Annotated in this window: 16 protein-coding genes; 8 read left to right on the top strand and 8 right to left on the bottom strand. The window is 68.3% G+C overall.

Annotation, left to right across the window (positions count from 1 at the left end):
• The first annotated feature begins 196 nt into the window (after window positions 1–196).
• Window positions 197–1996 (top strand): alkaline phosphatase family protein, encoded by a 1800-nt coding sequence (locus tag ACZ5BU_RS31460; RefSeq protein ID WP_465704068.1) that lies wholly within the window; start codon window positions 197–199, stop codon window positions 1994–1996.
• Between the two features lie 72 nt (window positions 1997–2068).
• On the opposite strand, the gene ACZ5BU_RS31455 is transcribed toward ACZ5BU_RS31460, so the two are convergent.
• Both ACZ5BU_RS31455 and ACZ5BU_RS31450 read right to left on the bottom strand, forming a co-directional pair.
• On the bottom strand, window positions 2069–3724 hold the full coding sequence (locus tag ACZ5BU_RS31455) for a M28 family peptidase (protein ID WP_465704067.1): 1656 nt from the start codon (window positions 3722–3724) through the stop codon (window positions 2069–2071).
• A 211-nt stretch (window positions 3725–3935) separates the two neighbouring features.
• Window positions 3936–5054, bottom strand: coding sequence for an FAD-dependent oxidoreductase (locus ACZ5BU_RS31450; RefSeq protein WP_465704066.1), 1119 nt, complete (start codon window positions 5052–5054; stop codon window positions 3936–3938).
• 90 nt (window positions 5055–5144) lie between these two features.
• On the opposite strand from ACZ5BU_RS31450, the gene ACZ5BU_RS31445 reads away from it, so the two are divergent.
• On the top strand, window positions 5145–5747 hold the full coding sequence (locus ACZ5BU_RS31445; protein ID WP_465704065.1) for a TetR/AcrR family transcriptional regulator: 603 nt from the start codon (window positions 5145–5147) through the stop codon (window positions 5745–5747).
• Here ACZ5BU_RS31445 and dnaG read toward each other — a convergent pair.
• Window positions 5733–7655, bottom strand: a complete 1923-nt coding sequence (gene dnaG / locus ACZ5BU_RS31440) for a DNA primase (RefSeq protein ID WP_465704064.1) — start codon at window positions 7653–7655, stop codon at window positions 5733–5735. The genes ACZ5BU_RS31445 and dnaG overlap by 15 nt on opposite strands.
• Before the next feature lie 40 nt (window positions 7656–7695).
• On the opposite strand from dnaG, the gene ACZ5BU_RS31435 reads away from it, so the two are divergent.
• Both ACZ5BU_RS31435 and ACZ5BU_RS31430 read left to right on the top strand, forming a co-directional pair.
• Complete coding sequence (locus ACZ5BU_RS31435; protein WP_465704063.1) at window positions 7696–8541, top strand: TolB family protein; 846 nt, start codon at window positions 7696–7698, stop codon at window positions 8539–8541.
• Window positions 8538–9086 (top strand): hypothetical protein, encoded by a 549-nt coding sequence (locus ACZ5BU_RS31430; RefSeq protein ID WP_465704062.1) that lies wholly within the window; start codon window positions 8538–8540, stop codon window positions 9084–9086. Before ACZ5BU_RS31435 ends, ACZ5BU_RS31430 begins: the two co-directional genes overlap by 4 nt.
• On the opposite strand, the gene ACZ5BU_RS31425 is transcribed toward ACZ5BU_RS31430, so the two are convergent.
• The gene (locus ACZ5BU_RS31425) at window positions 9083–10321 is read right to left on the bottom strand and encodes an NAD(P)/FAD-dependent oxidoreductase (protein ID WP_465704061.1); all 1239 of its coding nucleotides are present in this window, start codon (window positions 10319–10321) and stop codon (window positions 9083–9085) included. The genes ACZ5BU_RS31430 and ACZ5BU_RS31425 overlap by 4 nt on opposite strands.
• Before the next feature lie 97 nt (window positions 10322–10418).
• Here ACZ5BU_RS31425 and ACZ5BU_RS31420 point away from each other — a divergent pair, with 97 nt between their 5' ends.
• On the top strand, window positions 10419–12452 hold the full coding sequence (locus ACZ5BU_RS31420; RefSeq protein WP_465704060.1) for an exo-alpha-sialidase: 2034 nt from the start codon (window positions 10419–10421) through the stop codon (window positions 12450–12452).
• 54 nt (window positions 12453–12506) lie between these two features.
• On the opposite strand, the gene ACZ5BU_RS31415 is transcribed toward ACZ5BU_RS31420, so the two are convergent.
• Both ACZ5BU_RS31415 and ACZ5BU_RS31410 read right to left on the bottom strand, forming a co-directional pair.
• Window positions 12507–13742, bottom strand: a complete 1236-nt coding sequence (locus ACZ5BU_RS31415) for a deoxyguanosinetriphosphate triphosphohydrolase (protein ID WP_465704059.1) — start codon at window positions 13740–13742, stop codon at window positions 12507–12509.
• Between the two features lie 42 nt (window positions 13743–13784).
• Window positions 13785–14384, bottom strand: a complete 600-nt coding sequence (locus ACZ5BU_RS31410; RefSeq protein WP_465704058.1) for a dihydrofolate reductase family protein — start codon at window positions 14382–14384, stop codon at window positions 13785–13787.
• A gap of 72 nt (window positions 14385–14456) precedes the next feature.
• On the opposite strand from ACZ5BU_RS31410, the gene ACZ5BU_RS31405 reads away from it, so the two are divergent.
• Entirely contained in the window at window positions 14457–14999 is a 543-nt protein-coding gene (locus tag ACZ5BU_RS31405) for a winged helix-turn-helix domain-containing protein (protein ID WP_465704057.1), read from the top strand.
• Window positions 14996–16222, top strand: a complete 1227-nt coding sequence (locus ACZ5BU_RS31400) for an MFS transporter (protein WP_465704056.1) — start codon at window positions 14996–14998, stop codon at window positions 16220–16222. Before ACZ5BU_RS31405 ends, ACZ5BU_RS31400 begins: the two co-directional genes overlap by 4 nt.
• Before the next feature lie 11 nt (window positions 16223–16233).
• Here the strand turns inward: ACZ5BU_RS31400 and ACZ5BU_RS31395 are convergent, their stop codons facing one another.
• Window positions 16234–16860, bottom strand: a complete 627-nt coding sequence (locus tag ACZ5BU_RS31395; protein WP_465704055.1) for a TetR/AcrR family transcriptional regulator — start codon at window positions 16858–16860, stop codon at window positions 16234–16236.
• An 84-nt stretch (window positions 16861–16944) separates the two neighbouring features.
• Here ACZ5BU_RS31395 and ACZ5BU_RS31390 point away from each other — a divergent pair, with 84 nt between their 5' ends.
• Window positions 16945–17853, top strand: a complete 909-nt coding sequence (locus ACZ5BU_RS31390) for an alpha/beta hydrolase (RefSeq protein ID WP_465704054.1) — start codon at window positions 16945–16947, stop codon at window positions 17851–17853.
• A 27-nt stretch (window positions 17854–17880) separates the two neighbouring features.
• Here ACZ5BU_RS31390 and ACZ5BU_RS31385 read toward each other — a convergent pair whose 3' ends face one another.
• Window positions 17881–19407, bottom strand: a complete 1527-nt coding sequence (locus ACZ5BU_RS31385) for a helix-turn-helix domain-containing protein (protein ID WP_465704053.1) — start codon at window positions 19405–19407, stop codon at window positions 17881–17883.

Raw genomic sequence — 19407 nt, 5'->3', positions numbered from 1 at the left:
CGCGCGGATCATCCAACGGGGCCGGCGTGCGATCGATGGGTTGGGCTGAAGCTGAGGGCGTGCACAGTTTCGCTGGGCTGTGGTTGGTCAATTGAAGGGTGTTGGACACCTGGGCTTCAGTTAGGGGCTGTACCGGGCGCATAGGCATGAGGTCGCGCGGACATTGGTTCGCGCCATTCCGATTCCTGGAGAGCCCATGTCGAAGTACACCCGGTCGTTGGTGGTCGGAGTCGCGGCGGCGTCGGTCGTCGCGTTGTGTGGCCTTCCGCTCATCGGTACGAGCGCTCAGGCCGTTCACGCGCCGAGCGTTGGGCGGAGCAAGCATGTGTTGTTGATTTCGGTCGACGGGATGCACCAGAGCGACCTCGACTGGTACGTCGCGACTCATCCGGCGTCGGCGCTTGCGAGGCTGACGCACAGCGGGCGCGAGTACACCAACGCGTCGACATCGAACCCGTCGGACTCCGACCCGGGTGGTACTGCGCTGATGACCGGCGGCAACCCGAGGTCGACCGGCGTCTACTACGACGTCGAGTACAGCCACAACGTGGATGAATCGGGGGCGGCCTGCACCCCGGGTCACGCGGCCACCGGCGGCGACGTCGTCTACGACTCGCCCGATGACGCGCTCCCGGGTGTCCCGGACCTGAGCACCGGTGCGGCCAACGCGTTCCCGTCGTTCGACGAGAACGGCTCGATCTACGGCGCCAACGGTGTCGACCACAACCCGGCGCTGATCATGAACCTGAAGAATGACGCCTCGTCGTTCGACAAGTCGACCTTCCCGGTCGACCCCGCGACCTGCGAGAACGTCATGCCGTGGGACTACCTGGGCGACAACTCGATCTTCCAGGTCATCCACGCCGCCGGGATGCGTACTGCCTGGTCGGACAAGCACGCCGTCTACCTGTCGTTCAACGGTCCGGGATCGCAGGGCAAGAGCATCGACGACTTCTTCGGCCCGGAGATCGACTCGCAGGCAGTGATGCCGGACGGCAAGCCGTACCCGCAGGACGACGACTGGGCGCACATCGACGCCGCCACCAAGCAGTACGACGGCTACAAGGTCCAGGCGATGCTCAACGAGATCGACGGTCTCGACCACTCGGGCAAGGTCCACGTCGGCACACCGGCGATCTTCGGCATGAACTTCCAGACCGTCTCGGTCGCGCAGAAGCTCCGCTCGACCGCGGCGAACCTGATCCCGGACGGTCATGGTGGCTACACCACCAGTGCGCCGCAGCCCGGCGGCTACCAGTGGGTCAACGGCGCCCTGGTTCCCGGTCCGGTGCTCTCGAGTGCCTTCGACTCGGTTGACGTCCAACTCGGCCGCATGGTCGCCGAGCTCGCGAAGCAGCGGCTGGCGAGCTCGACGACGATCATCGTCACCGCGAAGCACGGCCAGTCCCCGCAGGATCCCACCAAGCTCGTCACGGTGCAGGACGGTCCGATCGTCGACGCGATCAACGCCGAGTGGGCCAAGACGCACCCAGGCAAGACGCTGATCGTCGCGGGTACGAACGACGACCTGTGGCAGTCGTACCTGTCGGACAACTCGCAGGCCGCCGGCAACTTCGTCAAGAGCTACCTGTGGAACCACACCGCCCAGGGTTTCGACGTCGACAAGAAGCCCGTCACCGTACAGCACTCAGGTCTGACGCACCTCTGGGCCGGCGCTGAGGCTGCACGGTTCTTCGGCGTTCCCGTCGGCGACGGCCGCTACCCCGATGTCTTCGGCAAGGTCCAGGAAGGCATCGTGTACGCGAAGCCGTCCAAGCTCGCCGAGCACGGCGGCATGAACAGCAGCGATCGCCACGTCCTGATGATCGTCAGCGGTGCAGGCATCAGGCCTCAGGTCGTGCGCGCCCCTGTCGGGACCACCCAGGTGGCCCCGACGGTTCTCGCTCTCCTCGGGCTCAACCCCAACAGCCTGCGGGCCGTTCGGGTCGAGGGCACGCGGGTCCTGCCGGGCGCCGCGCCCTCCGCGCACCGGTGATCGGTCAGCAATAGCTCCGGAGGCTGGGCCTCGGCGAGTAATCGAGGCCCAGCCAATGCGCTTGCAAGTAGGTCAGCTCGTTGGGGCGTTCTTGGGAGGTGGCGCCACGTTGGAGTGGCCGGTGCCGGGCCTGGGGGCGTTGAAGACCTGCGTGTCGTAGGCCATGTGGCCGACCATGTTGGCGAAGGTCTTCGACATCCAGGTCAGTACCTCGGGGTCGTTGTTACTGAGGTTGTCGCACCAGCGGAACGGGTTGTCCACGCAGCCACCGTCGGTACCTGGCACCGTGCCCTCGAAGTTGCCCTCGTAGCCGCCGAACAGGGCGACGTCCGACGCCAGCTTGCAGCAGTCCTGGCCGGTGAGTACGCCACTGGCCGGTACGCCGGCCTGCTGGAACTCGAAGGCATCCGTACCGTCGGCCGAGAACAGGATGTGGTTCTTCCCGATCGAGTTCAGGTAGTCGATGCCGAAGTCACGTCCGATCGCCGACGGAGCGAAGATGCTCGGCGGCATCGGGGTACCAGGGTTGCGCCCGAACAGCGTGACCCCGTCCTTCGGGTCGAGAACACCGGCCACGTAGTTCGGTGTGGCGGTGACGTCGGCGTCGAGATCGAACTTGATCTTGGCGAGCTCCGCGGCCGGGAGCGTGCTGACGTAGTGCTGCGAGCCGAACAGGCCGAGCTCCTCGCCGCCGAACCAGATGAAGCGCAGCTTGTTGCGGGTGCTGGTGTTCTTCAGCTGCTGAGCGATGTCGAGGATCGTCGCCGAACCCGACGCGTTGTCAAGCATCCCGGCGCCGAAGATCGCGTCCAGGTGCGCGTCGATGACCAGGATGTTGTTCGGGTCGCCGCCCTTGGAGTCGGCGATCACGTTCCAGTCGGAGCGGTTCGGGTCCTCGATGGTCTTCACATCGACGGTCATCACCGGGCCGGTGTCCGGCACATACTGCGCGAAGAGTTGCCGGCCCACGTCGTACGACGTGAACAGCACGGGGATGTGCTCGTTGCCGGACAGGCTGCCGTTGAAGACTCCCGTACGGCCCGGGTTGCCCTCGTTGAAGATCACCGCTGCGGTGGCGCCGGCAGCCTCGGCGTTGGCCACCTTCGTGGCGAAGGTGCAGAAACCCCGCTGGATCAAGGCGATATTGCCCGCCTTGAACCCGGCGAAGTCGGCCGCCGTACAGCCGCTGGTCGAGCTGGGCGTGGGGTTCGGGGGTATGACAATCCCGAGCACGGGCTGGAGTTTTGCGGTCGTCGTACCGACGACCGTTGCCGGGTCGAAGTCCGTGCCGACCACGAACGAGTGCGGCGTCGGTGATTCCTCCCGCAGTACCGGGGTGCCGACGAAGCTGAAGTAGTCGAACTTGTACTCCTGCAGCGTCACGTTGTAGCCCGCGGCGCGCATGACGTTCGCGACGTAGTCGGCCGACGCCCGGTAGCCGGGCTCCCCCGAGTTCCGCGACGGGTGACCGTCCGTACCCGGGTTGGCGTCCGCGATCTGCTGGAACTTGACCATGTGCGCCCAGAGGTCGGCCTTGTTCACACAGTCGACCAGCTTCTGCGGGCTGTCGTTGACCCGTACGGAACACGCCGTCGGACTGGTGTCGGTGGCCACTGTCGTACCACTGGCGCTCGACGCCACCGGCGACAAGGCCCCTGCCATCGCGACGGCGGCCGCGGCGGCCATCGCGAGACTCCAACCCCGGTGCCGTCCTAGTCGTGGGCTCATCGTGATTCTCCTCCCCTGACCACGAAACCCGCCGACGTCGTCGTCGACGAGCCTTCAACATCACTGCTGTTGTTGATACGCCCGGTCGGCCGCCGGATGAAGACCTCGCACGACAAATGCCGCCTCGGCGGCAACAACGTCATCTCTCCGCTGTCGAACGAGCCGGATGCGTGACCGTCTACCCTGTCGGATCCGGAACTGCAGGAGCGGCTCAGGCTGGGATCGAGACGTTGAACAGGCGTTCCGCGTTGTGCAGGGACTCGGTGACGATTGCCTGGCCGTTGGTGACGACGTCCTTCTGGTAGGTCGCGAGGTCTTCGCCTGACGTCAGCGCGCGCGTCAGCCGGGCTGCGTCCCACAGGGCGGTGTTCGCGCCGGCGCCTGCGGCTGGGGTCATCGGGTGCACAGCGTCGCCGAGCATCGTTACCCGCGGCGACGACCAGGTCGGCACCGTGAGGCACGTCCGCAGTGTGATCGGGAACGCCGCCTCCGGCTCACCCGCGTCGATGAGAGCACGGATCGACGGATGCCAATCGGCCACCGACCGCTGTACGAGCGCCCACAGGTCGACGGGATCCATCGCGAACAGGTCCTCGTCGGAGGCGCCGAGCACCGCGTTCGTCCCGGTCAGCACCGCCATCAGGTAGTCGCCGTACTCCGCCGGCGGCTCCCGGAACAGCACCGGACCGAACGCAGTACCGAGCCCGGCCCCGTCACTCGCGAAGCAGAACCCACGAAGGAACGCCTCCGGCGCCAACGATCGAACGGCCGGCGTCAGCGGCACCTTCCCGTAGATGCACCGCACCCCGATGTCGATCACGTCCTGCGACGGCACCAACTGCGCCCGCACCCGCGACCCCACCCCGTCCGCTCCGACGAGTACGTCGGCCATCACAGTGGTGCCGTCAGAGAAGGCGATCTCGACCCCGTCGTCCAGCTCGCGATACGACGAGAACCGCTTGCCGAAGCGCAGAACGTGGTCCAGCCCGGTCATCAACGCGCGACGAAACGCATACCGATCCACCGACGTCACGGCGTCCGGTCCGGCGACCGGGAACACCTGCTCGAACTGCGGACTCAGCTGCGCGTCGAACCCCGCCACCAGATCTCCCGGATGAGTAGCGGTCGCGATCACGCGCCGCCGGACCGCGTCCGGCAGCGTCGCCGCGAGCGCCTCCTCCCCCACGTTGCTGATGTGGATCCGGTACCCCTGCTTGCGGTACTGCGGCGACGGGTCCCGCTCGTACACCGCGACCTCCATCCCCGCCTTGCGCAGCCCCTGCGCGAGCGTCAGCCCGCCGATCCCGGCACCCATGATCGCGACCTTCATCACCGACTCCAATCATCCGTCCATCAAACTTTGTCATCCATCTGGATGATTAAGTTAGCACGCCGGATGGCAGTCCGCTAGGATGATTTCGTGCGGAGATCACCCGGCCCCGACGAGCGGCAGCGCGACCCCGAGCGCACCAAGCAGCAGCTGCTGGACGCGGCGGTGATCGAGTTCGGCCTGCACGGGTTCAGCGGCGCCCGGGTCGGCGAGATCGCAGCCCGGGCCGGCGTCAACAAACAGCTGATCTCGTACTACTTCGGCGGCAAGGAAGGCCTGTACCGCGCGGTCGCCGACCGCTGGCGGGCCAATGAGCCGGCCATCGCCGCGGATGCCGAAACACTCGGCGAGGTGGTGGCCGCGTACGCGCGGACGTCGATCGCAAAGCCCGACCTGCTCCGGTTGCTGGTCCGCGAGGCCGTCGACGTGAACACCGGCGCGCTCGACCCGGAAGGGCAGCGTGGCCGGTTCCAGGCGATGATCGACGACTTCCGTCACCGGCAGGCCGACGGTGAGCTCGCCACCGATCTGGACGTCGCCTACACCGGCCTGGCGCTGTTCGGCCTGGCCTCGGCGCCGGTCGTGTTCCCGCAGATCGCCCGCGCGCTCGGTCTCGATCCGGAGGCGGAGGACTTCACCGAGAAGTACGCCGCCGAGGTCACGCGGCTGGTGTCACACCTAAAGGGCCCCTGAGATCGCCCGGTTGCGGAGCTCGGCCTTGTAGGCCTCGAGGGCGATGAGTTCGCCGAACATCCGGTTGTACTCGTCCGCGCGGTCGATCGGGTTGGTGCGCTGCAGCTTCGACTTCAGGTCCGCGATCCGGCGCGCGCAGGTCAGCTCCTGGAGACGGGCCAGCAGCGCGAGGGCGTACGGCTCGTCAGGGTCGCGGCCGAGGCGGAGCGGATCCACGGCGAGCGCGCCGACGACCGCGGCGGCCGGGTCGTTGCCGATCGCGTCGCGGACGGCAACCACCCAGGCCTCGCCCGCGGGTGCGGCGGCCGGGCCGCCGGCCTTCGCCATCGCGGCGCGGATCGCGGCCAGCCACGGGTGGGTGAAGTCGTGGTCGTCGAGCTCGTCGAACGCCTGTCCGACGAGCGCCGGGTGCTGCATGGCGACCTTCAGGACGTCCCACTCGATCACGAACCGCTGATCCCGCGGCGACGGAATCTCGGCGCGTGGAGCGGGAGCACCGGCGGGTACGTCGGGCGCCGCCGGGCCGGACGCGGAGCGACCGCGCACCTCCGGCGAACCGGAGCCGGCGGGGCCACGCGACGCGGCTCGGTACACCTCGGAGCGGACCTGGTCGACCTCCATGCCCAGGTGGCCGGCCAGCTCGCGGGTGAAGGCGTCCACCTTCGACCGGTCGCGGATGCTGATCACCAGCCGCGCCGCGTCCCGCAGCGCGTCGATCCGGGTGTCCGCACGATCCAGGTCGTACTTCGACAGCACGTTCCGCAGTACGAACCGGTACAGCGGGACGCGCCGCCCGATCAGCTCCCGGACCGCTGCGTCGCCCTTCTGCAGCCGCAGGTCGCACGGATCCAGCCCGTCCGGCTCGATGGCGACGTACGTCTGCGCGGCGAACGCCTGGTCCCCCGCGAACGCCTTGAGCGCCGCGCGCTGACCCGCCTCGTCACCGTCGAAGGTGAAGATCACCTCGCCGCGGAACTGGTCGTGGTCGAGCAGGAGCTGCCGCAGCACCCGCGCGTGGTCGTCGCCGAACGACGTACCGCAGGTGGCGACCGCGGTCTGTACGCCGGCCAGGTGGCACGCCATCACGTCGGTGTAGCCCTCGACCACCACCGCCTGGCGACCCTTGGCGATCTCGCGCCGGGCCAGGTCCACGCCGTACAGCACCTTGGACTTCTTGTAGATCGGCGTCTCGGGGGTGTTCAGGTACTTCGCTTCGATCCGGTCGTCGTCGAACAACCGGCGCGCGCCGAACCCGATCACGTCCGACGACGCGTCCCGGATCGGCCACATCAGCCGGCCGCGGAAGCGGTCGTACAGCCCGCGCTGCCCGTCGGCGACCAGGCCGGACGCGACCAGCTCGGCGTTCGTGAAACCGCGGCCGCGGAGGTGGCTGACGAGCGCCTCACCACCGCGCGGCGAGAACCCGACCCCGAACTGCACCGCGGCGTCCTTGTCGAAGCCGCGCTTGTCCAGGAACTGCCGCCCGAGCGACGCCTCGGCCGCGCCGAACAGCTGGTCGACGTAGAACTCGGCGGCCACCTTGTGCGCCTCGACGAGCCGCGGCCGCTGGTTGCCCGGGCCGCGCTGCACCGGCGCGCCGGAGTCCTCGTACCGGAGCTGGATGCCGACCTTGGCGGCCAGCGTCTCGACCGCCTCGGAGAAGGTGATCTGGTCGACCTTCTGGATGAAGTCGATCACGTCGCCGCCCTCTTGGCAGCCGAAGCAGTAGAAGAATCCGCGGGCCGGGGTGACGTTGAACGAGGGCGACTTCTCGTCGTGGAACGGGCAGAGACCCTTCAGGTTGCCTCCACCGGCGTTCTTCAAGGTCACGTACGAACCCACGACGTCGTCGATCCGGGCCCGCTCGCGCACCAGCGCGATGTCCTCTTCCTTGATCCGGCCTGCCACCCCGCGAGTCTAGCCGGGCCGATCACGTAGGTTGACGGGTATGCCACGTACCCTTCGCCAAGGTCAGCGGTCCGAGCTGTACGTCGTCGACGTCACGCGGAACGAGCACCGGCTGGTGTTCAGTTCCGAGGAGGTCCTGTTCGAGGCGCCGAACTGGCTCCCCGACGGCAGGTTGGTTGTCAACGGCAACGGGCTCCTGTACCGGGTGGCCGACGGGCTCGAGGAGATCGAGCTCGGCGGGGTGCCGCCGATCAACAACGACCACGTGGTGAGCCCGGACGGGCGGACGGTCTACGCATCGGCCGGCGACGGGCACATCTACGCCGTCCCGATCGAGGGCGGCGCCGGGCGGCGGGTGACGAACGACCGGGGGGAAGGCTTCCACCACTACCTGCACGGGGTGTCCCCGGACGGTACGACGCTCGCGTACATCGGGCTGGAGTGGGTGGGCGACCGGCGGATCACCAACGTGTGGACGATCCCGGCCGCGGGCGGCGCCGACGTCCAGGTGACCGACGACGAGTATGCCGACGACGGGTCGGAGTACGGTCCGGACGGCGAGTGGATCTACTTCAACTCCGAGCGCGCCGGGCACGCCCAGCTGTTCCGGATCAAGGACGGCGCGGCGGAACAGCTGACGGACGACGAGCGGGTGAACTGGTTCCCGCACCCCGCCCCGGACGGCTCCGCGATCGCGTACGTGAGCTTCCCGCCCGGCACGGAGGGACATCCGGCCGACATCGACGACGTACGGCTGCGGCTGCTGATGCGTGACGGCGAGATCCGCGAACTGACGAGCCTGTTCGGCGGCCAGGGCACGATGAACGTCCCCAGCTGGTCCCCGGACAGCGCGTCGTTCGCGTACGTCACCTACCCGTTCTCATGAATCGCTTCGTGCTCAAGCCGGACTACTCGGTCCGGGCGCTCAAACGGCTCGCCTGGGACCTGGACTGGGACGTGCTGGATTTCCGCCGTGCGGAGGCCGGCGCCTTCGTGGATTCCTGGGTCACGTATGACCAGCGAACCGAGATCCATCACGTCGACGACGAGCCGATCGGTCTTCGGTACCTCACCGTGCGGGGTGATGGGCGCGCCGAGGTCGAGGCGGAGATCGTGGAGCGCTGCGACCTGTGGACGCACGAGGAGGCGCGGGATTCCCTGCGGTCCGCGACGACCAGGGATGAGCGGCTCGTCGGCCTGTACGCCGCGACGCTGACCGCTCCGGCCGAACCGGTCGAGGGTTTCGTCGAGCAGGTCCGCGTGGTGGCGCGGGATGACGACCCGGGTGTGCGCCAGGCCGTGGTCATCGCGACCGGGTATCTGCCCTGGCCGCAGCTGGTGGGTCTCGTCGAGGAGGAGCTCTTGCACGATCCCGTGGAGCACGTCCGGCGGAACGCCGAGCTCCTCCTCGAGGGACTTCGGGTGGGTTAGACCTCGGACAGCTCGACCGAGGTGTCGGCCAGGCGGGTCGGGTCGACCTGTTTGCCGGAGCGGACCAGGTCGCGGATCGGGTCGGTGGCGCCCCAGGTGTTGACGTGCATGCCGGCCAGGACGTGGTGGTCGTCGTCGATCCAGAACGCCACGTAGGCGCCGGACTTCGGGTCGCCGCGCAGGACGACCTGGTACGACGTGCCGCGCGGGACGTCGCCGACGTACTCCATGCCGAGGTCGAACTGGTCGGTGAAGAAGAACGGGATCGCGTCGTGCGAGACGTCCTGGCCGAGCATCGACTTCGCGGCCGCGGCGCCGGTGTCCTTCGCGTTCTGCCAGTGCTCGACCCGGACCGAGCGACCGAACAGCGGGTGGTCCCAGCGGACCACGTCGCCGGCCGCGTACACGTCGGCGACCTTCGTCTGCAGGTCCGGGCCGGTGACGATGCCGGAACCATTGTCCGGGGTCGCGACCTCGATGCCGGCTGCCTCGGCGAGCTCGGTGTTCGGCCGGACGCCGACGCCGACGATCGCCAGGTCCGCCGGAATCACCTCGCCGCCGGTCACCTTCACGCCGGTGACCTTGTCGGTCCCCTCAAAACCTTCCACCCCGGTCCCGAACCGGAACTGCACCCCGTGCTTCCGGTGGAACTCGGCGAACAGCTCACCGACCTCTTCCCCGAGTACGGCGGCCAGTGCGGTCGCCTGCGGCTCGACGACCGTCACCTCGCAGCCACGCTGGCGCGCCGCAGACGCGGCCTCCAGGCCGATCCAGCCGGCGCCGACGACAACCACGCGCGGCTTCGCGGCGTACGCCTCGTTCAGCGCCTGCGACTCCTCGGCCGTGCGCAGGTAGTGCACGCCGGGCAGGTCGGCGCCCGGTACGTCGAGCTCGCGGACGCGGCTGCCCGTCGCGATCAGGAGCTTGCCGTACGACACCTGGGAGCCGTCGTCGAGCGTGACCGTGTGCGCGGCCGGGTCGATCGCGGTCACTGTCGTCCCGAGGCGGAGTTCGATCGTGTTGTCGTCGTACCACTGCTGGTCGTGGAGCTGCGCCGAACCGGTCTCGGCCTTGCCGAGCAGGACGTCCTTGGACAGCGGTGGTCGCTCGTACGGCAAGGACGGCTCCGTGCCGATCAAGACGACGCCGCCCGTCCAGCCGTTCTTCCGAAGGGTCTCGGCCGCGGTCGCACCCGCAAGGCTCGCTCCGACGATCACGATCTGTTCATCAGCCATGCTCGCACTTTAGTCCTCGTCGAACTCTTGTCGGGGACGGTCCACCTGACTACGTTGTCGCAGGACATCAGACGTCCTATGTCCTCCTGGGAGAGTCATGCGCGTACTCACACCGGGCCGTCTCGCGACCGCCGCCCTGCTCGTGTTCGTCAGTCTGACCGCTCCATCTGCTCAGGCCTCGGAAGCCGCTGCTCCGGGGAGCGGGTCCGTCCCGTTCGTCGAGGACAGCGTGCTGTTCCAGCAGAAGACCGAGGGGTACTCGTGCTTCCGGATCCCGGCGATCGTGCACGCGAAGAACGGCGACGTCCTCGCGTTCGCGGAGGGCCGCGTCGCGGACTGCGGTGACGACGGCGACATCGACATCGTGCTCCGCCGCTCGTCCGACGGCGGCAAGTCCTGGGGACCGCTGCAGGTGGTCTCCGAGGGCAACGGCAGTACGAACGGCAACCCCGTTCCGATTGTTGACAATCGGACAGGCCGGATCGTCCTGGTGTCGACCCACAACGGCCCGGACCCGTGCCCGAACGGCTGCGACCGCGACCCGTACGTCCAGACCAGCGACGACAACGGCGCCACCTGGACCGCGCCGCGCGAACTCACCGACGCGAAGCTGCCGAGCTGGAACTTCTGGTACGCGACCGGCCCGATGCACGGCATCCAGCTCGAACACGGACCGCACGCGGGCCGGCTGATCGTCGGCGCGAATTTCGAGGCCGTGGCTGATGGTCCAGCGCCGTCGCGAGGAGGTGCTCGGTGCGGTGCATCGGCGTGCGGGGGCGAAGGATTCGATGCGGAGCATCGTGGCCTTTGCACCCGTGCGGCGAGGTGCCGTGCCGAGTGCCCCGCAGTAGGCGCTGGACCATCAGCCACGGCCTGCACGTACGACGGGGTCGGGCCGCACGTCTACGGCGCCCACCTGCTGTACTCCGACGACTCGGGCGAGACGTGGCACATCGGCGCGACCACCTCGCGGGACGACGGGAAGGTGATCGCCCAGGAGGTCACGGTCGTCGAGCTGCGGGACGGGCGGATCTACGCCCTCGCCCGGGAACGCGGGACGGATCCGGGCAACCGCGCGTACGCGATCAGCAGCGACGGCGGGGAGACGTTCGACCAGCCGTTCAGGACGATTCCGCGGCTGGTGATGCCGGACGTGCAGGGGTCGTTGCTGCGGTTCGACTCGCACCGGATCCTGTTCTCGGCTCCGGCGCATCCGGCCGCGCGCGAGGTGATGACGGTGCGGTCGTCGTACGACGAGGCGCGCACGTTCGGGACCTGGCAACAGGGCAAGGTGTTCTGGTGGGGTCCCTCGGCGTACTCCGACCTGGTGCGGCTGGACGGGGGCCAGGCCGGGTTGCTGTACGAGGCAGGCGTGGCGACGCCGTACGAGTCGATCCGCTGGGCGCGGTTCAACGAGGCGTACCTGTCGACACCGAACGGGACGCCGCCGGGCATTCCGGCTCCGCCCGCACCGGGGCCGCTGACCCCTGATGTTGGACCGGCCCACAATCCGGCGTACGTCCGCGGTGGCGCGACTGTTGCCGAGGGCAAGTTCGGGAACGGGCTCGCGCTGGACGGGGTGGACGACTACGTCGAGGTGCCGTTCGACCGCTCGATCGACCTCGGCGCGGACGACTTCACGATGATGACGTGGATCAAGTACGGGTCGACCACCGGGTCGCACGCGATTCTGTGGGCCTATCGGACCGGGTCCGGGAGTACGCCGCAGGTGTGGTTGCGGGCGGAGCCGGAGAGCAAGCGGATCCGCGCACTGCTGTCGGTCGATCGGTTCAACGTGACTGTGCAGTCCACGTCGGCGTACAACGACAACCAGTGGCATCACGTCGTACTCCAACGCGCGAACGGCAAGCTCCGTCTGCTGGTCGACGGCGTCGAGGTCGGATCGGCGACGGCTCCCGCCGGATCGGTCACCGCGGGCAAGGAATTCGGCGTTCAGGGCATTCATGTCGGCGAACGCGTCGACGGCGCCAACCGCTTCCAGGGCACCGTCGACGAGGTCCGCGTCTACCGCCGAGCGCTCACCGGCAGCGAGCTGCAGCAGATCCGCCTCTACAACGAGCCCAACTACAACCGCCTGGGCCTGGACCTGCCCTTCACCACCATCCACTAACCCAACCCGTCCCGCTGCAGGGGCCGTTGCACAGGAGCTGGCGGCCGGGCGGGGTCAGGTATGGGTGTGGACGAGGTGGGCGTGCCAGGTCTGGGCTGAGGGGTCTGTCAGGGAGGCGACCTGGTCGATGACGACGCGGAGCCTTGCGTCGTCATCGACGGCTTCGGCGAAGTCGGAGCGGAAGGGAGCGTCCAGGTGTTGGGGAGCGGTTTTCCAGAGGGCTTCCACCAACTCGGTGAGGAGTTCGCGCTGGATGGCTCGGCGGGCCTGGCGTTCACCGGAGTTCAGGACGTGGTGCATGCCGATGCCTTTGAGGAGGCCTATTTCGATGCGGATCCCGGCAGGTACCACCAGGTCAGCCTCGTAGCGGATCAGGCGAGCGCGCCCGAAGACGTCGTGGGTTGCCTGTTCGGCGGCGGTCGCGAAGCGGCCGATCAACTGGCTGGTGAGGTCCTTCAGCCCGCCCAGCGCCCGCCGGCTGTCGTCGAACGCGGCGCCCGGCCAGTAGTTGAGTGCCTTCAGCCGGGACCAGCCTTCGTCCAGCTCGGCGTCTGTTGCTTCCGGCAAGTACATCTGCCGGACCGTCTGCCAGTACGGCGCCCGCTCGGCGTCCACGTCCTCGAGGTCGATGTGGTGGGCAACGATTCCGTCCTCGACGTCGTGGACGGAGTACGCCACGTCGTCGGCGAAGTCCATCACCTGCGCCTCGAGGCAGCGCCGCTCCCCCACCCCCGGTCGCAACCAGGTGAACACCGCGAGGTCGTCGTCGTACACCCCGAACTTCCGCTCGCCAGCACGTCGCGCCCACGGGTACTTCGTCGCGGCGTCGAGGGTCGCCCGACTCAGATTCAGCCCGACGCTGCGCCCCTCGGTGTCGAACGTCTTGGACTCCAGGCGGGTCAGCAGGCGCAATGTCTGCGCGTTCCCCTCGAAGCCGCCGATGTCCGCGGCGACCTGGTCCAGTGCGCGTTCGCCGTTGTGCCCGAACGGCGGATGCCCGAGATCGTGCGCCAGGCAGGCCGCGTCCACGATGTCGGGATCGCAGCCGAGCGTCGCCGCCAGCTCGCGCCCGATCTGCGCGACCTCCAGGCTGTGGGTCAACCGGTTCCGCACGAAGTCGTCGCTGCCGGCCGTCACCACCTGGGTCTTCGCCGCCAGTCGCCGCAACGCCGCGCTGTGCAGCACCCGCGCCCGATCACGCGCGAACGCCGTCCGCCCCGGCCGCTTCACCGGCTCGGCGACCCAACGCTCCGCGTCGTGCTCGTCGTACCCCTCGTGCTGCTTCCTCATCACCGCCGACACTAACGGCAACCACCGACAGTTCCGCGACCTTCAGGTGGCTACGCAGTAACGGATCCAGATCACGCCGTCCTTGAAGACTTCGGTGCCGGCGTGCTGGAGGTGGAGACGGTGGGTGTCGTACCAGGGTTCGCCGCCGGTCAGCACCGGATGGACGAGCAGGGCGAGCTCGTCCACCAGCTCTTCGTCCAAACACGTTCTGAGTAGTGCCGGCGAATCCACACGCACGGTCCGAACACCCCGTCGGCCGAGGACGGTGAGGACTTCGAGGAGGTCGACCTCGTCGTAACCCGTGACCAGTTCGCGGGTGGTCGCGTCCGGTGGACGGGCGGGGGTTCGGTCCGCATAGAGGGCCAGCACGTCGGACCAGTAGCCGAGCTCTCGTAGCGCGTTCCAGGTGTGGACGCGGGCGCGGTCGTCGACCACCGCGAGCAGCGGGCCGTCGGCGCGGGTGCCGCGGCTCGGAGCGGCGCGTACTTCGTTCTCCTGGGCAACGATCGTGGCCGCGTCGATCAGCGTCACGTCCTCCTGCCACAGCGTCGCCAGCGCATAGAACCGCGCGAGGTCGACGTCGAATCCCGACGTCGCCCCGTCCAGCGAGACCGCCAGCTGAGCCACCACATGAGGCCGCATACGCCCAACCTAGGGACGGCCACCGACAGAATCATATTGCAGAGACTCCTCTGCAGAGATTACTCTGCAACAATGCGACGTATCGACGCCCGGAGTCTGCGCGGACTCGCCCACCCGCTCCGGATGCGGATCCTGGAGGCGATCGAGCTCGACGGACCGGCCACGTCGAGCACTCTCGCGACGCAGCTCGGCGAGAACACCGGAACGATCAGCTGGCATCTGCGGCTGCTCGCCGAGCACGGGTATCTCGAGGAGGATCCCGACCGCGGTACGAAGCGCGAGCGCTGGTGGCGGCTTCCTCACGGGCCGACCGTCCTCGACCCGGCCGAGTTCCTCGACGACCCGGAGACGCGGCGCGCACTCGACGTGTACCTGCGGGATCTCGTGGAGCGCTACTACAACCGGGTTCGCGCGTACGTCGACGAGGACTGGCCCGCGGAGTGGCAGCACGCGGCCGGCCTGTCGGACTGGCGGCACCTCCGTCTGACTCCGGAGCAACTGCACAATCTCAACGAGGAGATCGGAGCGGTCGTCGACCGGTACGCCGCCGGCGATGCGGCTTCCGGTGCCGAGCGGGTGATCATCCAGCTGCAGTCGTTCCCGCGCCGCTCATGAGTCTGCTGCGGACGCACCGCGACTTCCGGCTGTTCTGGGTCGGCGAGACCGTCAACCGGTTCGGCAGCGCGACGTCGTCGGTCGCGCTGCCGCTGGTCGCGATTTCGATGCTCGATGCAACGACTTTCGAGGTCGGCCTGCTGACCGCGGCGGCGTGGGCGCCGTGGCTCCTGATCGGCTTGCCCACCGGCGCCTGGATCGATCGGGTACGGCGGCGTCCGGTGATGCTCGTGTCCTCGGCCGTCTCGGCCGCCCTGTTCGCGTCGATCCCGCTCGCGGCGGGCGGCCGGCTGTTGAGCATCCACCTGCTGCTCGCGGTCGCCGTCGCCGCCGGAGCATCGACAGTTGTCTTCCAGACGGCGTACACCGCTTATCTCCCGACGCTGCTCGAACCGATGGATCACGCCGAGGGCAACGCGAAACTTCACGGCAGCGCCTCGGCCGCACAGATCGCCGGACTGGGATGCGGCGGTCTCCTCGTCCAATTCGTGGGCGCTGCCAACACTCTCCTGATCGATGCGTCGAGCTTCCTGGTCGCGCTGGCGTGTCTCGCCGCGGTCCGTTTCCGCGAACGCCGTACGACGAGCTCGTCGCGGGTCGGCGCGATCCGGGAGGGCATCGGGCTGGTCGCCCACGACGTCTGGCTCCGAACGTTGACGATCTTCGGCGCGGTCTCGAACCTCGCATTGATGGGGTACCAGGCGATCGTTGTGGTCTTTCTGGTGCGCGAGGGCGGGCTCAGTGCGGGCACGGTCGGCGTCCTGGTCGCGGCGGCCTCGAGCGGCGGCGTCCTCGGTGCGATCGTCGGGCGACGGACGATGCGGTTCGGTACGGCGAGGGCGTTGCTGTTGTGCGAGCTCGGGCTGCCGACACTTGCCCTGCTCATCCCGCTCGCGGCCGCTAGTCAGTGGTTCTATCTGGCCGGTGGATTCGGCGTTAGCCTCGGCGTGGTTGGTGGGAATGTCGTCAAGGCGACCTTCCTACAATCCTATTGTCCACAACAGCTGTTCGGCCGGGTCACCGCGACGACGGCGTTCGTCAACTACGGCACGATCCCGCTCGGCGCCCTCCTCGGCGGCACACTCGGCCAGGCCCTCGGCCTGACACCCGCCCTCTGGATCACCACCGCCGGCGTACCACTCGCCGGCCTGGTCCTCCTCGCCTCCCCCATCCGCCGGAACCGCAACCTCCCAACCCACCAACTGCTGCACGTCCCGGCTTGACCCGGCACAACTCACCAGGGCAGCGGCGTACCGGGGACGACGGCTGATTCCAGCCGGGTGCGTACTGCTTGGCGGGCGCGGTCGTAGCCGTTCTCGTCGTTGTGCAGGATCGACGCCAGGTTGGCGGCCTCGTAGTACGCGTTCAGGTCGAACGCGAGCTGCCGTGCGTCGCCGGCCAGTTCGCCCCGCTCGATGGCCTCGGCGACCGCGAGCTCGATCAGGTCCATCCATTCGTGGTGTACGGCGGCCAGGTACTCGTGGACCGCACCGTCGCGCGCCGAGAACTCGTGCGACACCTTCTGGAAGAAGCAGCCGCCCGGGAACACCCGGCTCCGCGAGTAGTCGAGCCAGTGCTTGCTCAGCGCCCACACCCGGCCGAGACCGGGCTCGATCTCGTACGCCGGGACCACCACGTTGTCCGCGTAGATCCGCCGCGCCGCCCGGACGGTCGCGAGCTGCAACTCCTCCTTGGAGCCGAAGTGTGCGAACAATCCGCTCTTGCTGATCCCGAGCTCGGTCGCGAGCCGGCCGATCGACAGCCCTTCGAGTCCGTCGACCGACGCGATGTCGACGGCACGGCGCAGTACGGCGCGGCGGGTCTGGTCACCGCGCGCCAGCCGTCCGTCGACTTTCTCCACGAGCACTGATCCTAAGTCCGTTGACTGCTACGCTGCCGCAAACTAATAATACGACCGTTCGTATACTTTGGTGAAGGGGTCATCATGCAGAAGCTGGTCAGTGTCGGATTGCAGACAATCGGAACGTTGTCACCGCGGCTCGGCGGACGGCTCGCGTTCAACCTGTGGCGCCGGCCCCTCGCCCGCGGCCGCGTCCGTGTCGACGAGCAGATTGTTCACAATGCTGCGAAGATCGACGTCCTCGAGCTCGACGACGCCGGCGTGGTCGCCGGGGCGCGGATCGGTGCGGCGGTCCGTACGTACGCGTGGGGTGACGGGCAGCGGCCGGTGTTGCTCGTGCACGGGTGGCGGTCGCGGGCCTCGCGATTCGCCGGGTTCGTCACGCGGCTGCTCGAGCTCGGGTACAGCCCGGTGTCGTACGACGCTCCGGCGCACGGGGACTCCGACGGTGAGGTGACGTCGATCCTCGGGCACCAGCGGATCATTCGCGCCCTGGAGGAGCGGCACGGGCCGTTCGAGGGTGTGATCGCGCATTCCCTCGGCGTACCGTTCGCGCTCTACGCGGTCCGCGAGGGCGTGGCCGCGAAGCGGATGGTGATGATCAGTGGGGTCGCGGACTTCGGCTATCTCGCCGACGCGTTCTGCGCCGAACTCGGGCTCGGCCCGAAGCTCAACCGCGAGCTCCGCCGGTCGATCGAACGCGGGTACTTCGACGGCGACGACGACATCTGGACCCGGTTCTCGGTGAGCACCGGCAAGGCCGAACTGCTGGTGATCCACAACGACGAGGACGACATCGTCGACCCCCGGCAGGCGCAGGTTCTACTGCGGAACTACGGCCCCCGCGCACACTTCCTGCCGACGACCGGCCTCGGCCACCGCAAGATCCTCTCGGACCCCGCGGTGATCGCCGAAGCAGTCGCCTTCCTGCAGGACGCCGAACCGAACGCCACGCAGGACACCGCGCAGGGTGCCGAGCAGGGCGCCGCGTAAGACCCGGGCCAGGACCTTGGGCCGGGCTCAGATGTCGCGGAAGGTCTCGATCTGAGCGCCTAGCGAGTTCAGCCGGGTCGCCAGGTCCTCGTACCCGCGGTTGATCACGTAGATGCTGCGCAGCACCGACGTACCCTTCGCGGCCAGCATCGCGATCAGCGCGACGACAGCTGGGCGGAGCGCCGGCGGGCACATCATCTCGGCGCCGGAGAAGTGCGTCGGACCCTCGACCATCACCCGGTGCGGGTCGAGCAGCTTGACCCGGCCGCCGAGCTTGTTCAGGTCGGCCAGGTAGATCGCGCGGTTCTCGTACACCCAGTCGTGGATCAGCGTCTGCCCGGTCGCGGTCGCCGCGATCACCGCGAAGAACGGCAGGTTGTCGATGTTCAGCCCCGGGAACGGCATCGGGTGGATCTTGTCGATCGGCGCGTGCAGCTTCGACGGGCGGGTGGTCAGGTCGACCAGCCGGGTCCGGCCGTTCTCGGCCAGGTACTCCGTACTGCGGTCGTAGTCGAGGCCCATCTCCTCGAGCAGCGCGAGCTCGATCTCGAGGAACTCCACCGGCGCCCGGCGGATGGTGATCTCGGACTTGGTCACGATCGCTGCGGTGAGCAGGCTCATCGCCTCGATCGGGTCCTCGGACGGCGCGTAGTCGACGTCCACGTCGATGTCGGCCTTGCCGTGCACCGTCACGGTCGTCGTACCGATGCCGTCGATCTTCACGCCGAGCAGATCCAGGTAGAAGCACAGGTCCTGGACCATGTAGTTCGGGCTGGCGTTGCGGATCACGGTGACGCCGTCGAAGCGGGCCGCGGCCATGATCGCGTTCTCGGTCACGGTGTCGCCGCGCTCCGTCAGCACGATCGGCTTGCCCGGCGTGATCGCCCGGTTGACCAGCGCGTGGTACTGCCCGCCGGTCGCCTTCACTTCGAGGCCGAACGGGCGGAGCGCGGTCATGTGCGGCTCGACGGTACGCGTACCGAGGTCGCAGCCACCGGCGTACGGCAGCTCGAACGCGTCCTCGCGGTGCAGCAGCGGGCCGAGGAACATGATGATCGAGCGGGTCCGGCGGGCCGCATCGGCGTCCATCGACGCCAGGTCGAGCTGCGCCGGCGGGACGATCTCCAGGTCACCGGCGTCGTTCAGCCAGGTGGTCTTCACGCCGATCGAGTTCAGCACCTCGAGCAGCCGGTTGACCTCCTCGATCCGCGCGACCTTGCGCAGCGTCGTCCGGCCCTTGTTCAGGAGCGAGGCGCAGAGCAGCGCGACGCCGGCGTTCTTGCTGGACTTGACGTCGATCGAACCGGAAAGTTGCCGGCCGCCGACGACACGGAGGTGGACCGGACCGCCACCGAGAGAGACAATTTCGGAGTCGAGTGCCTCGCCGATCCGGGCGAGCATCTCGAGGGTGAGGTTCTGATGACCCTTCTCGATCCTGTTCACCGCACTCTGGCTGGTGTTCAGTACTTCCGCGAGCTGCGTCTGCGTCCAGCCGCGGTGCTTGCGGGCGTCCCGGATGAGGTTTCCGATCCGGCTCAGGTAGTCATCGGTCAT

The organism is Kribbella sp. NPDC031520 (assembly GCF_055580825.1).
Note: the sequence above shows the minus strand (reverse complement) of the source record. Positions and strands in the feature narration are given on the sequence as shown.